The organism is Arthrobacter sp. ok362, assembly GCF_900102785.1.
GTDB lineage: Bacteria > Actinomycetota > Actinomycetes > Actinomycetales > Micrococcaceae > Arthrobacter.
Map to the genome: position 1 here is coordinate 144922 of NZ_FNGC01000009.1, position 13629 is coordinate 158550.

Here is a 13629-nt window from a genome sequence, read left to right on the forward strand (position 1 = left end):
GACTCAACCCCGGTTGAGGTCCCCCGGCGGCGGCGACCGGCGACGCCCGGGCCGCGCTGCCGGACAAGTCTGAAATCAAAGACACGAAGTTCCCGTGAGACTCATCACAGCAAGGCCGGACATGGTCTGCTGGATAGCGATCCCCCTCCCAATGACGAGAAGGTATTCGCATGCAACAAGCCCAAACGGCCACGAAACCGGCAACTGACGAAGCAGGCACCGGCAGCGCCGTCACCGCCGTCGGCGCCGCCGTCGACTCCGTACTCAGCCGGGGACTCAACGTCCGCCACATCCGCTTCATGGCGCTGGGATCGGCGATCGGCACGGGGCTGTTCTACGGCTCGGCCTCCGCCATCCAGAAGGCCGGGCCCGCCGTCTTGCTTGCCTACATGATCGGCGGCGCCGCAGTCTTCATGGTGATGCGCGCCCTGGGCGAAATGGCGGTGCGGCACCCGGTGTCCGGCTCCTTCGGCCAGTACGCGAGCCGGTACCTGGGCCCGCTGGCCGGGTTCGTGACCGGCTGGACCTATGTCTTCGAGATGGCGATCGTGGCCATTGCGGATGTCACGGCCTTCAGCATCTACATGGGATTCTGGTTCCCCGGCGTGGAGCGCTGGGTCTGGATCCTGGCCATCATCTTCTTCCTGGCGGCCCTGAACCTGCTCAGCGTCAAGGTGTTCGGTGAGCTGGAATTCTGGTTCTCCCTGATCAAGGTTGCGGCCATCATCGCCATGATCGCGGGCGGGGCGGCGATCATCGCCTTCGGCTTCCAGGCCGGCGACGCCACCGTGGCGCCCGGGCTCGGCAACCTCGTGGACCACGGGGGCCTGTTCCCCAACGGGTTCGAAGGGCTCCTGGCCTCCTTCGCCGTCGTGATGTTCGCGTTTGGCGGCATCGAGACCCTCGGCATCACCGCCGGTGAAGCCGCCGACCCGAAAAAGGTCATCCCCAAGGCCGTCAACACCGTTCCCGTCCGGGTCCTGCTGTTCTATGTGCTGACCCTCGGCGTGCTGATGAGCCTGTTCCCGTGGGACGAAATTGGCAGCAACGGCAGCCCCTTCGTGCAGATCTTCAGCGGCCTGGGCATCCCGGCTGCGCCCCACATCCTCAACGCCGTGGTCATCACGGCGGCGCTCTCGGCCGTCAACAGCGACATCTTCGGCGCCGGCCGGATCCTCTTCGGCCTTGCCCGGCAGGGCCACGCCCCGGCGAGCTTCGGCAAGGTTTCCCGTCACGGGGTGCCGTGGATGACTGTGGTGATGATGACCGGCATCCTGCTGGTAGGAGTGGTCCTGAACGCCGTGATCCCGGAGGACGTCTTCCTGCTGATCGCCTCGATCGCGACCTTCGCCACTGTTTGGGTCTGGGCCATGATCCTTGCCTCCCATGTCGCCATGAAACGCGAGATCGCCCGCAAGGGCCTGCCGGCATCGGAGTTCCCCTCGCCGTGGTGGCCCGCCGCTTCCGTGCTGACCATCGCTTTCATGGCCCTCGTGATCGTGATTCTGGGCGTCTTCGAGGACACCCGCGTGGCGCTGTACGTGGGCGCCGTCTGGCTCGGCGTCCTGGTAATCGCCTACCGGCTCTGGGTCCGCGGCCACGGCCGGGCGCGGGCGGAACTCGTGGACGAGACGGCCCAGCTCCCGCAGGTTCCCTCCGGCCGGTAACGGTGCCGGCCCCACATGGCGCTCCCGGCAGCGCCCCCGCGGGGTTAAGATCAGGCATGGTCCCCGCTACCAGCCTCCTGGCCTTTGCCCTCGCCTCCCTGGTGCTCATCGCCGTCCCGGGGCCCAGCGTGCTGTTCGTGATCGGACGGACCCTGGCCCTGGGACGCAGGGGCGGGTTGTTGAGCGTCCTGGGGAACGCGGCCGGGGAGGTGGTGCAGATCGCCGCCGTGGCCCTTGGCGTCGGCGTGGTCCTGGCCCAGTCCTTGCTGCTCTTCAGCGTGGTGAAATTCGCCGGCGCCGCCTACCTCGTCTACCTCGGGATCCAGGCCATCCGGCACCGCGGCGGCGGGCCGGCGGCCGCGTCCTCCTCGAACCCGTCCTCGACCGTCCGGGTGCTCCGCGAGGGCTTCATCGTGGGTGCGACCAACCCCAAGTCGATTGTGTTCTTCGTGGCCGTGCTTCCGCAGTTCGTGGATTATGCCGCCGGCGCGATTCCGGTGCAGCTCGGAACGTTGGGGGCCATCTTCCTGCTGATTGCCCTGGTCTCAGACAGCACGTGGTCCCTCGCGGCGGGAACGGCCCGGCACTGGTTTGCCCGCTCCCCCGGGCGGATCGCCGCGCTCAGCACCACCGGCGGTGTGATGATGATCGGGCTGGGCGGCACACTTGCCCTCGTGGGCAACTCGGCGGAGTTCCAGCCGGGCAATTAGCCGGGCACCTGAAGCGGGCAAGCGATCCGGCCAACTAGCCGTGCAGCCGGCTACCGCGCGGACCAGCCGCCGTCCATCGTGTAGCTGGCGCCGGTGACCATGCCGGCGTCGTCGGACGCCAGCCACGCCACCAGGGACGCCACTTCCTCGGGCTCCACGAGGCGCTTGACCGCTGATTCGGTCAGCATGATCTTGGCGAGCACCTCGGACTCCGGGATGCCGTGCACCTTGGCCTGGTCCGCGATCTGCGACTCGACCAGGGGCGTGCGGACGTACCCGGGGTTGATGCAGTTTGACGTGACGCCGTGCGCGCCGCCCTCAAGCGCTGTCACCTTGCTCAGGCCCTCCAGCCCGTGCTTGGCGGAGACATAGGCGCTCTTGAACGGCGAGGCCCGGAGGCCGTGCACGGAGGACAGGTTGATGATCCGGCCAAAGTTGTTGGCGTACATGTGCGGCAACGCGGCCCGGATCAGCAGGAACGGCGCCTCGAGCATGAGGGTGATGATGCGGCGGAAGTCGGCCGGATCGAACTCCTCGATGGGGCTGATGCGCTGGATTCCGGCGTTGTTCACCAGGATGTCGCAGTCCAGGCTGAGCGTCTGGAGCGCTTCGACGTCGAGGAGGTTGACTGCCCACGCGGTGCCGCCGACGTCGTCGGCGAGCGCTGCGGCAGCGGGCTCGTCCATGTCCGCGATCACCACTTTGGCCCCGCGTGCCGCCAGAGCGCGGACGCTGGCTGCGCCGATCCCGCCGGCGCCGCCGGTGACCAAGGCCTTGCGTCCGTTCAGCGTGCTTTCCATAACTGGGCCTTCCATCTAGAAAAATTCGATGAGGCGGCGCAAGCTCCAGCGTGGCTGGAGCCGGCGCCGCCTCATCCTTGGTGTCCACGGTGACACGCGCTGTGACCCACAGCACTGAAATGGCTTCATTGAGTATCGCCGCACATTCACGGCGATTCAATGGCCAAACCGGCACCCTGTATGTGCAGAATTGCAGATATGAACGCCAATCCCGATGACCTGCTGATCCTGCTCGCGGTGTCCCGTTCGGCGAAATTTACGACGGCGGCCCAGGCTCTCGGACTGAACCACACGACTGTCTCCCGGCGGATCGCCGCGCTGGAGAAGGCGCTGGGCGGCCGGGTGCTCTCGCGCGCGTCCGGGGGCTGGGAGCTCACCGAGCTCGGTGCCGAGGCCGTGCGGGTGGCCGAGCAGGTCGAGAGCGCCGTGCGCACCCTGGAGCAGCCCGGCCACACTCCGGACCCCGTCACCGGCGTCGTCCGGATGACCGCCACGGACGGGTTCAGCGCCTACATCGCTGCCCCGGCCGTGGCCCGGCTCCGCCGCGACCATCCCGGCCTGAGCGTCGAGATCATCACCGTGACGCGCCGGGCGCTCCAGCAGCGTTCCGGCCTGGACATCGAGGTGGTGGTCGGCACGCCGCAGGTGCACCGGGCAGAGGCCGCGCAGCTCGGCGAGTACATGCTGGGAATGTATGCCTCCCGTGGCTACCTGGCCGAGTACGGCACCCCGGCCACGGTGGAGGAACTGACGGCCCACTCGCTGGTCTATTTCGTCGATTCGATGCTGCAGGTGGACGATCTGGACGCGCCGCGGCGGCTGGTGCCGGCGATGCGGGACGGGCTCAGCTCCACCAACGTCTTTGTCCATGTGGAGGCCACCCGCGCCGGCGCCGGGATCGGGTTCCTGCCCTGCTTCGCCGCCGACCTGCATCCGGACCTCGTCCGGCTCCTGCCGGAGGAATTCGCGGAACTGCTCCCCTACTGGATGGTGCTCCGGCCCGATTCGATGCGCCGGCCGGCAGTGGCGGCCCTGGTGCAGGCCCTGCGGGAGCAGACCGCGGCGCACCGCGATGCCCTGCTGGGGCGGGGAGCACCCAAATCGATTGCTCCGTAGACGCCGTTATGGTGCCGCAAAAGGGCCGTTACGGAGCAGTCGGCGATTCAGGGGGCTCAGCCGGGGTGGAACGTGCCGGGTCGTGGCGGGCGGGGGCACCGGCCGCGAACGCCCGCACCTTCGCGTCGTTCCAGATGTGGGCCGGCACCGCACCGCCGAGCAGGCGGCGCGCGAGGCCGGGATCCTCGTCGAACGGGCTGTCGCTGCCTGCCATGACCATGTTGCCGAAGCGCCGGCCCTTGAGCATGGCCGGATCCGCGATGATCACGGTGTAGGCAAAGGCGTCGGCGATGGTGGCGGCGTCTTCGCGGGCGTTCCTGAGGTCCGGGGCGTCGCCGGAGTTCACCACATAGATCCCCCCGGGGGCCAGGACGCGCTTGGCGTGCTCGGTGAATTCCCGGGTGGTCAGCGGCCGCGGGGTCACCGAGCCGGCGAAGACGTCGCGGATGATCAGGTCCCGGGTGTGCGGGGTCAGGCTCTCGGTGACTTCCCGGGCCTCCCCCACGCGCAGGCGCAGCAGCGGGGCCTTGGGCAGGTCAAACCAGCCCCGGACGTAGTCGGCGAGCTTGCCGTCCAGCTCCACCACGACCTGGCGGGCGTCCGGATAGGCGGCGTGGAAATAGCGGGCCAGTGAGCATGCTCCCCCGCCGAGGTGCAGGGCGCGCAGCTTTGGCTTTGAATCGCGCGGCCAGCGCGACTCCACTAGGGCGGCGATCCAGCGCATGTACTCAAAGTCCAGGAACAACGGGTCCGCGAGGTCAATGTGCGAACTCATGACTCCGTTGATGCGCAGGAGCCATCCGGTGGAATTGTCCTGGTCCGGGATCAGCTCGCAGTCCCCGGTGTCGATATAATACACCCCGGCCACAGGACCGGCCGGCCGGGAACCCTTGGGCACTTCCACCACTCCCGGCTCGGCGGTTCCGACGCCCCGGCCCCTGCCCCGCTTGGCCATCAGCTATCCCCCGCAGTGTGCATGTGTCAACCCTAGTTCACCTGCGGGGCTACCTCCCGTTCGCCGGCCTGGAATGGCCCATGCCGCCAGCCGCAGGCAGTTCGTGGGACCAAAGCCCCTACCCTTTCCCGGACCGCAGAGTTCTACTGGGGCTGCACATACTGCTGGGCGAAGGGGTGCGTCCGCCGAGCCGGGAGGAAAAATGTCGGCACCCTCAGGGCAACAAGGCGGCATCGTGGCGGTCGGCTACGGCGGGTCCGAGGCCGCCCAGCTCGCCGTTCGCTGGGCCGCCGGCTACGCGGCCGCAGCCGGGCTGAACCTTCGGGTGGTGCACGCCTGGGTCTGGCCGGTCTTCACCAAGAAACTGGGCCCCGTCAAAGGCGTGGCCGGCAGCGGCCTGCGGCACTCTGCGGAAGCCATCCTCGCCGAGGGCGTCGAACTGGCCCGCGCCGCCGCTCTCGAAGCTGCCGGAGCCGCGCCTTCCGGCGTCCAGCGCGCCGTTCCCGATCGAGCGGTGCCCGAAAACGCGCCTGAACCCTCACGCCCCGCCGTCGACGGTGTCATGGAGGCCGGGCTCCCTGCACCGGTGCTGCGCGGGGCCGCCCGGGACGCACGGCTGCTGGTAGTCGGCAGCCGGGGCCTTGGCGCCGTCCTGGGCCAGGTGGCCGGCTCGGTCTGCATCGATCTGGCCGGCTCGGCACCCTGCCCGGTGATGGTGATCCGGCGCCCGCGCCGCCCGCATCACCCCGTCGTGGTGGGAGTTGACGCCTCGCCCCGCAGCCCAGCCACCGTGGCCGAGGCCATCAGGCTGGCCGAAGTGCTCGGCGCCCCGCTGCAGCTCGTCCACGTGGATCCGCTCCGGGCCGGGGCACGGGAGGAGCACGGCCGCCATGCCAGGCTCCACGGCCAGGAACTGTTGGACCGCGCCGTCGCCCAGGCCCGCGGGCTGGCAGCCGGGCTGGAGGTTTCCGGGGCCCTGCGCGAGGGCCACGCCGCCCGGGAACTGCTCGACGCCGCGGACGACGCCGACGTCCTGGTGCTCGGGACCCACAACCCCTCGGCTGGAGCCGGTAACACGGTCTCCGCCGTGCTGCACAAGGCGCGCTGCAACGTGCTGGTCGACCGTTAGCCGCCGCGATCGTAACCGATTCGGACCGGCAGAGGCTGCAGAGAAGGAGGCCGCGGTGCGAGCCTGGCAAGTTGGACTTCCGGGGCCAATGTCCAGCGGGCCCCTCGTGGCCGCCGACTGCCCGGATCCTGTGCCGGGACGCGGAGAGGTCCTGCTGAAAGTGCGGGTCTGCGGTGTGTGCCGCACGGACTTGCACCTGGCCGAGGGTGATCTCACGCCGCAGCACCCCGGGATCATCCCGGGCCACGAGGTGGTGGGTGAGGTGATCGGGCAAGGCCCGGGGGCGGCCAGGTTCGGCCTCGGCGAACGGGTGGGTGTGCCTTGGCTGGGCGGCACCTGCGGCGTATGCCGGTTCTGCGTGCGCGGCCAGGAAAACCTCTGCCTTTCCCCCACTTTCACCGGCTGGGACCGCGACGGCGGGTACGCCGAGCTCATCACGGTGGCAGAGAACTTCGCCTACCGGATCCCGGACGCGTTTAGTGACGAGGAGGCCGCGCCGCTCCTGTGCGCAGGCATCATCGGCTACCGTGCCCTGAGCCGGGCGGAGCTGCCGATCGGCGGCCGGCTGGGCATCTATGGCTTCGGCGGCTCCGCGCATCTGGCCGCCCAGATCGCCTTCTACCGGGGTGCCCGCGTGTACGTCATGACCCGGTCCGCCCAGGCGCGCAGGCTGGCCCTGAATCTGGGCGCGACCTTCGCCGGCGGGGCCGAGGAGCAGCCGCCGGATCCCCTGGATGCCGCGATCCTCTTTGCCCCCGTAGGCGGGCTGGTGCCGGTTGCGCTCCGCGCCCTGGACCGCGGCGGGACGCTCGCCGTCGCGGGCATCCACCTGAGCGACATTCCGCCCCTGCACTACACCGACGAGCTCTTCCAGGAACGCCAGCTGCGCAGCGTCACGGCCAACACCAGGGCCGACGGCGAGGAATTCTTCCGGATCGCCGCCGAGATCCCGCTCCGTCCCACCACCGTGGCGTATCCGTTCTCGGCCGCGGACCAGGCCTTGCGGGACCTGGCGGAGGACCGGATCACGGGAGCGGCCGTGCTGCACATGGAGTCGGCCTAGGCCCCGGCAGTCCGCGGCCGCAGCCGTCCCCGTCCCTGCCCTCGAAATCGCCGGAACGGGGCGGGTTCGCCGGGACGTTACGGCGATGTGGCAGGTATCCGGCGAACTCGCGGCGGCGGAGGCGGCGGCGCGGGCGGGGGGCGGCGCGGGCGGGGGGCGGCGCAGGCGGAGGCGGCGCAGGCGGAGGCGGCGCAGGCGGAGGCGGCGCAGGCGGAGGCGGCGCAGGCGGAGGCGGCGGCGGGCACGGCGGCGCGGGCGGGGGGCGGCGCAGTAGGATTCAAGTAGTCGAAGGCAGGCCGTCGAAGGCAGAAAATCCGTGAAGTTCGTGCTGCGGTATCCGCTCGTCGCAGGGACCCTCCTTGCGCTGCTGGCGGTGCTGGCCCTTGTGGCCGCGGGCCAGGAAGGCATAGCCCGGGTCGCGGCGAGCGCCTATGCCCTGGCCGTGGCGGCCTACTTGGCCATCGGGATGGCGCGCAGGCTCGCAAGCGGGCAGTTCGGCATCGACATCCTGGCCGTCACCGCAATCGTCAGCACGGTGCTGGTGGGCGAGTACATCGCCTCGATGATCATCGTGCTCATGCTCGCTGGCGGCACGGCCCTCGAGGACTACGCCGCCGGCCGGGCCAAGGGCGAGCTGACGGCGCTGCTGGAACGCGTCCCGCAGACGGCCCACCGGGAACGCGACGTCAGCGGCACCACCCCCGCCGCCGGAACCCACACTGCCGGAACCTACACAGTTGGAACCCACACTGCCGGAACCCAAAAAGACGGCCAGCACGAGGATGTGGCGGCCACCGACGTCGAGATCGGGGACATCCTGTTGGTCAAGCCCGGCGAGGTGGTCCCATTGGACGGCGTCCTGCTCTCCGGGTCAGGGACGTTCGATGAATCTTCACTCACCGGAGAAAGCCTGCCGGTGGAGCGGACCGCCGGGGACGGGCTCATGAGCGGGTCCCTGAACGGTGAAACCGCGGTCCGGATGCGTGTCACGGCACGCGTGGAGGATTCACAGTACAGCCGCATCGTCGCCCTCGTGAAGGAGGCGGCGGAAAGCAAGGCACCCATGGTCCGGCTGGCCGACCGCTATGCCGTGCCGTTTACAGCTCTCGCCTACGTGCTCGGCGCCGTGGGCTGGATCATCAGTGGCAGCCCGGAACGCTTCGCCGAGGTTCTCGTGGTGGCCACGCCGTGCCCGCTGCTGATCGCCGCGCCGGTGGCGTTCCTCGGCGGGATGAGCCGGGCAGCGCGCTCAGGCGTCATCGTCAAGTACGCCGGGGTGCTGGAACAGCTGAGCCGGATCAAGACGGCCGCCTTCGACAAGACGGGAACCCTGACCTACGGGCGCCCGTCCCTGGTGCGCATCCGGACCGCCGGGCCCCTCTCTGAGGACGAGGTCCTGCAGCTGGCGGCGTCCGCGGAACAGTATTCCTCGCATGTCCTGGCCGCCTCGGTGATGGACGCCGCCCGTTCCCGGGCCCTGCCCTTCGCGTCCGCCACCGAGGCCACCGAATTCGCCACGCACGGGGTGCGGGCCCGGTTCGACGGCCGCGACGTCGTGGTGGGCAAGCCCGGGTTCGTCGCGGAGTGGGGGTCCGCCGTGGCGGAGGCGGACCTGGCCAGCGGCGAGCTCGCCATCTACGTCGGTGAGGGCGGCGAATTCGTGGGCTCCCTGGTGATGAGCGATCCCATCCGCAAAGAGACCCGCCGCACCCTCGGCGAACTCAAGGCCCTGGGCGTGGGCCGGACGGTCATGCTGACCGGCGACGCGCTCGCCACGGCCCGGCACATCGCGGAGGAAGCCGGGATCACCGACGTCCGCGCCGAGTGCCTGCCGCCGGACAAGGTCGAGGCCGTCAAATCGCTGCCGGACCGTCCGGTCATGATGGTCGGCGACGGCGTCAACGATGCCCCCGTCTTGGCGGTCGCCGACGTCGGAATCGCCATGGGTGCCCGCGGCTCGACGGCGGCCGGCGAGTCCGCCGACGTCGTGATCATCCTCGATGACCTCTCCAAGGTGGCGACGGCGGTCCGGGTCGGGCGGCGCACCGTGCAGGTGGCGCTGCAGAGCATCTGGATCGGCATCGGACTGAGCGTTGCCCTCATGCTGGCCGCGGCCGCGGGGTACGTGCCGGCCGTCGCCGGCGCGCTGACCCAGGAACTGGTGGACCTCGCAACGATCCTCAACGCCCTGCGCGCCCTCAGCCCCGGGCACCACGGCCCTGGCAGCATGGTGAGGGTCGGAGACGGCGCCCGGCGGGCACCGCTACTGGGCTGACGCGGTGGTCGCACACCGCCGCCTCGAAATCGCCGGAACGGTGCGGGGTCGCTGGGACGTTACGGCGATGTGGCAGGTATCCGGCGAACTCGCGGCGGCGGCGGCGGGACGCCGGCGGCGGCGGGACTTGAGCTAGTCGCCGGCGGCGCTGATCCCGAACTCGCTCTTCAGCCGCACGCGGGCCCCGCGCTCCACCAGCGTGGGTATGTATGTCCTGATCCGGCCTTCGTTCAGGGCGTCGAATTCCTCGCCGACAATCCCGGCGATGTGAATCCTCGGAACGTGCGGAAACCGGGCAGCCAAGCGGTCGACAACCTGATCAATGCTGGATTCTTTCGCATCGTCCGTCACTCCTTCAGTGTGGAGCGGCCCGGTCCCGGCGTCAATGAATCCTCAGCCGGCAGGCGGCGGCAGCAAGTGGCCCAGGCTACGCAGGTACGTGCCAAAGCCGTGCGGTGCCCGGGCGTGGGTCCGGCCGGAAGTCATGACCCGGGTGCTGTCCGTCGCCGTGACCGTAAAGGCGCGGCTGCGGAGGCTGTGCACCAGGGTCCGATCCTCTTCAGACGTGATCCGCGCGAACCCGCCGGCCGTCAGATAGGCCGAGGCCCGGACGCCGAAATTCGCGCCGTAGATGTGGGGATGGTCCTCGTGGAAGGGGTGACGTTCGCGCCAGTGCCGGAGCAGTTCAGGATCCATCCCGGCGGGGTCCGGTTCCACGGATCCAAGCACAGCATCGGCCCCGGCTTCGGCGAACTCAAGCTGGCGCACCAGCCAGTTCTCCGGCACCCGGGAATCGGCGTCGGTGTTGGCCAGCCAGGTCCGGCGGGCCCAGGGCGCCGGCGTCCAACGCTGGCCGGGCGGCCGCCGCCGGGGCACGCCGATGCCCGAGGCCCGGACGCCCGCGGCCCGGCTCGCGCCGGCGCTGCGGTAGCTGACCTCCAGGGCGCTGATACGCGGGTCTATGGCAGCGTAGCCAGCCGTGATGGCGGCGGAACCGTCCGTGCAGCTATCCAGCACCACCGTCATGCGGGTGTCGACGTCGGGGCGGACCCTGTACAGGGCGTCAGCGGACCGCTGAACGGCCTGCAGAGCCTGCTCAAGGTGGTCTTCTTCGTCGTGCGCGGGCATGACGACGGCGACCCGTTCGATCCGGTGCCCGCGCGGCAACGGCAACGCCGCCATCCAGGTCACCCCATCCGTTCGGGAGCGCCGCGGTCCGGTGCAGTGTGAGTCGCGGCGTCCGGTGCAGTGTGAGTCGCGGAGTCCGGTGCGGCGTCCGGCGCGAGGAACACCTCAAGGATGAAGTCGCGCTCCTGGTAGATCCCGCCACCGGTCCAGCCCAGGTGCCGCCGGGCCGCGGCGTGGACCGAGTCGCCGTCGAGTTCCCAGCCGGAAACGGGGTGCCGCCAGTGGCACAGCGCGAGGGTCCCGCCAGGCATGAGCGAGCTCTCAACCCGGTCGAACAGTCCGGCGAGCTCTGTTGGGGAGAGGTAGTAACCCACCTCTGAGACCACGATCAGATCGAAAGATCCGTCCGGCCACTCGTTCGGGACTGTCAGGTGGCGCGTCGTTGCCGCGGGCAGGTGGGCGAGCCGCCTGGCGGCGCGGTCCAGGGCCGTGCCGCTGGCGTCAACGGCGAGGAAGCTTCCGCACCGCGGCGCGAGCTCCGCGCTCAGGGTCCCGATCGAGCAGCCGATCTCCAGCCCGGCTGTGTAGCTGCTGCCGGGCAGCGCGGCGAGCGTGAGGGAACGCTTGCGCTGCTCGTACCAGCTCGAGGTGTATCGCCAGGGATCCTCGTCCCGGGCGTGGACCGCATCGAAGAGGCGCTCCGCGTCGCCCGCGGCGTAGGAGCGTGCGGACCCGCCGCCGGCCGCCGCGTCGCCCGCGGGGTGCCAGGCGAACGTCTCCCAGGTCCGCTCAAAGTGCGCCAGGAAGGTCGGAGGCAGGAGCACCTCGTCGCCCGGCAGCCCAGAGAGCGGCCGCACCTGGGACAAATGCGCCGCCATGGCAGCAGTCTTGGCCTGCAGCTCCGCCGGGCGCAGCGGCAGCCGGAACCAGCCGCGCCAGGCCCCGTCGGCCGGCTCCTCCGGTCCGGCCGGCTCCTCCGGTCCGGCCGGGTCATACGGTCCGGCCGGGTCATCCGGCCCCTCCGGTGCCGCCCACAACCAGTACCAGATCGGGTATTCGAGCAGAGCGTAGCCCGCCGCGGCGCTGAGCTCGGCGGCGACGGATCCGAGGACGTCGTGGTCGGGGTGGCCGTCGGAGCGGTAGGGCGCCACGAGAACTATCTCGTCGGCGGCGCGCCCGCACCCGCCGGCCGCCTCGCGGACCGCGGCCCGGATCAGTTCCCGGTGCCCGGCGAGTTGTCCATCGGGCAGGCCCAGGCACTGCCGCTCCAAGTCCCCGCCCCCGCCCTCGAAAAGGCGTTCCAGGGCGTCGCCGAACTCCTGCAAGCGGAGCGCCGCGAGCTGTTCCGGCGTCGTCGTTGTCGAGCCGGGGTGCGATCCTTCCCCCGCCGTGCACAGCAGCACGCGGACCGTGGCGCCGACGGCGTGCAGCCGGGCCAGCAGTCCGCCGGCCCCGAGTGATTCGTCGTCCGGGTGCGCGGCCAGCACAATGAAGGCCCGGCCGGCGAGCGCCGCGTCATCCAGCGGCAGTTCCGGCAGCCCGGCGGCACGGCTGCCGGCCCACACGGCCTCGGACGTCCCGGCGTCGTTGTGGGTGAAATTCACCATGGGTTGCTTCCTGTCAGCGTCAGGGTGCCCAGCTGCGCGTCGTCGCGCATGGCGTGATGCTGGCGGATGTACAGGGCGAGATCGGCCATCCGTTTTCCGTAACGCTCGTCGAAGGCGAGCGGGGCCGGCCCCAGATTTTGGCTCACGAGCGTCTGGACGCGTTCGACGGCGGCAGCAACGCTTCCCCGCACGCGCAGGGCTTCCTTCCACGCACCGCGGTCCGAGAGCTCCCCGGCGTCGATCCTCGCGGCCGTTCCGGCCAGGTAGGCGGTCAGGGCGGCAAGCGTTCGGTCAATCTCGCCGAGATGGGCCAGGGCTATCTGGTCCGGTTCCCGTCCGCCGTCGGCGGCTTGCTGCAGGGAGGCGGTGAAGCTGCGCGCCACCGCGACGGCGCCGCCCAGCCAGCAGGCGGCGACCCCCATGCCGCCCCAGGCGAAGCCGGGGCGCTGGTAGTACCAGCCAGCGCCGCCGAGGGGCACGGCGGGGACGGCCTCGAAGTGGACGGTGCCGCTGGGAATCTCGCGCAGCCCCCGGCTGGTCCACTCCGGATTCGCGAAGCTCACGCCGTGCGCGTGGAGGTCGACGGCGAACGCCGCCCGGCCGCCGGTCTCCAGGTGGGCCGTCAGCACGGCATGGTCCAGCTGCGCGGCGAGCGAGCACCAGGGCTTGGACCCCTGAAGGATCCAGCCGCCGGCGGATCCCCTGGCTTCAAGCCGCAGGCCGGGCGCTTCGGCGGCAAAGACCCCCCACGTCCCCTCGAAGTCGGCGCCGTCGGGATCCGGGAAGTGCCCGCCGTCCTGTGCCGCCTTGTCGCCGGCCTGGGCGAGGATCGCCACGGCGTCCAGTTGCGGTTCCAGCACGCGGCCGGCAGCGACGTCGACGGCGGTCACGGAGGCCAGAATCTCCCACAGGAACGCGGTCCGGCCGTCCCCGGGCTTTGGCGCAGTCTCCGCGGCCGCCTTGGCCAGCTCCAGCAGCGCCGGGACATCGCCGACGGCGGCGTGCGCCTCCGACAGCAGGGGCCTGATCGCGTCCAGGTCGGCGGCCGCGGAGCTGATCCTGACAGGTAGGGGGTGGGAGGTGGGGATCCCGTTCATTTCGACTGCCTGTGTTCCTTCGGGCTGGGCGGATTCTGGCTGTGCGGATCGGGCGTGTGGGCCGGCTATGTGGCTGGAGTCC

12 protein-coding genes are annotated in these 13629 nt (G+C 70.5%); 6 read left to right on the forward strand and 6 right to left on the reverse strand.

Translation table 11 applies throughout. The features are described 5' to 3' along the window. Positions 1 to 170 precede the first annotated feature (170 nt). Together BLQ10_RS13275 and BLQ10_RS13280 are read left to right on the forward strand one after the other, a co-directional pair. Positions 171 to 1667 carry an amino acid permease gene (locus BLQ10_RS13275; protein ID WP_091562785.1) on the forward strand — a complete coding sequence of 499 codons (1497 nt, stop codon included), beginning with the start codon at positions 171 to 173 and terminating at the stop codon, positions 1665 to 1667. A gap of 56 nt (positions 1668 to 1723) precedes the next feature. After that, the gene (locus BLQ10_RS13280) at positions 1724 to 2377 is read left to right on the forward strand and encodes a LysE family translocator (RefSeq protein ID WP_091562789.1); all 654 of its coding nucleotides are present in this window, start codon (positions 1724 to 1726) and stop codon (positions 2375 to 2377) included. A 50-nt stretch (positions 2378 to 2427) separates the two neighbouring features. On the opposite strand, the gene BLQ10_RS13285 is transcribed toward BLQ10_RS13280, so the two are convergent. Continuing rightward, positions 2428 to 3177, reverse strand: a complete 750-nt coding sequence (locus BLQ10_RS13285) for a 3-hydroxybutyrate dehydrogenase (protein WP_091562792.1) — start codon at positions 3175 to 3177, stop codon at positions 2428 to 2430. Between the two features lie 198 nt (positions 3178 to 3375). On the opposite strand from BLQ10_RS13285, the gene BLQ10_RS13290 reads away from it, so the two are divergent. Further along, entirely contained in the window at positions 3376 to 4293 is a 918-nt protein-coding gene (locus BLQ10_RS13290) for a LysR family transcriptional regulator (RefSeq protein ID WP_091562793.1), read from the forward strand. 28 nt (positions 4294 to 4321) lie between these two features. On the opposite strand, the gene BLQ10_RS13295 is transcribed toward BLQ10_RS13290, so the two are convergent. Further along, positions 4322 to 5248, reverse strand: a complete 927-nt coding sequence (locus BLQ10_RS13295) for a spermidine synthase (protein ID WP_091562796.1) — start codon at positions 5246 to 5248, stop codon at positions 4322 to 4324. A 202-nt stretch (positions 5249 to 5450) separates the two neighbouring features. Here BLQ10_RS13295 and BLQ10_RS13300 point away from each other — a divergent pair, with 202 nt between their 5' ends. The 3 genes from BLQ10_RS13300 to BLQ10_RS13310 all read left to right on the forward strand — a co-directional run bounded on the left by BLQ10_RS13300 (position 5451) and on the right by BLQ10_RS13310 (position 9715). Continuing rightward, positions 5451 to 6377 (forward strand): universal stress protein, encoded by a 927-nt coding sequence (locus BLQ10_RS13300; RefSeq protein ID WP_091562798.1) that lies wholly within the window; start codon positions 5451 to 5453, stop codon positions 6375 to 6377. A gap of 55 nt (positions 6378 to 6432) precedes the next feature. Beyond that, the gene (locus tag BLQ10_RS13305) at positions 6433 to 7440 is read left to right on the forward strand and encodes a zinc-dependent alcohol dehydrogenase family protein (RefSeq protein WP_091562801.1); all 1008 of its coding nucleotides are present in this window, start codon (positions 6433 to 6435) and stop codon (positions 7438 to 7440) included. A 316-nt stretch (positions 7441 to 7756) separates the two neighbouring features. Continuing rightward, on the forward strand, positions 7757 to 9715 hold the full coding sequence (locus tag BLQ10_RS13310) for a heavy metal translocating P-type ATPase (RefSeq protein WP_091562803.1): 1959 nt from the start codon (positions 7757 to 7759) through the stop codon (positions 9713 to 9715). Between the two features lie 132 nt (positions 9716 to 9847). Here the strand turns inward: BLQ10_RS13310 and BLQ10_RS13315 are convergent, their stop codons facing one another. The 4 genes from BLQ10_RS13315 to BLQ10_RS13330 are packed head-to-tail and all read right to left on the reverse strand — an operon-like array spanning position 9848 to position 13547. Beyond that, complete coding sequence (locus BLQ10_RS13315) at positions 9848 to 10066, reverse strand: three-helix bundle dimerization domain-containing protein (protein ID WP_091562806.1); 219 nt, start codon at positions 10064 to 10066, stop codon at positions 9848 to 9850. A gap of 42 nt (positions 10067 to 10108) precedes the next feature. Beyond that, the gene (locus BLQ10_RS13320) at positions 10109 to 10897 is read right to left on the reverse strand and encodes a glycosyltransferase family 2 protein (RefSeq protein WP_091562990.1); all 789 of its coding nucleotides are present in this window, start codon (positions 10895 to 10897) and stop codon (positions 10109 to 10111) included. A 5-nt stretch (positions 10898 to 10902) separates the two neighbouring features. Next, positions 10903 to 12450 carry a bifunctional PIG-L family deacetylase/class I SAM-dependent methyltransferase gene (locus BLQ10_RS13325; protein WP_091562807.1) on the reverse strand — a complete coding sequence of 516 codons (1548 nt, stop codon included), beginning with the start codon at positions 12448 to 12450 and terminating at the stop codon, positions 10903 to 10905. Next, positions 12444 to 13547: an acyl-CoA dehydrogenase family protein gene (locus BLQ10_RS13330; protein ID WP_091562810.1), complete on the reverse strand. Its 1104-nt coding sequence runs from the start codon at positions 13545 to 13547 to the stop codon at positions 12444 to 12446. The genes BLQ10_RS13325 and BLQ10_RS13330 overlap by 7 nt, the downstream gene beginning before the upstream one ends. Positions 13548 to 13629 lie beyond the last annotated feature (82 nt).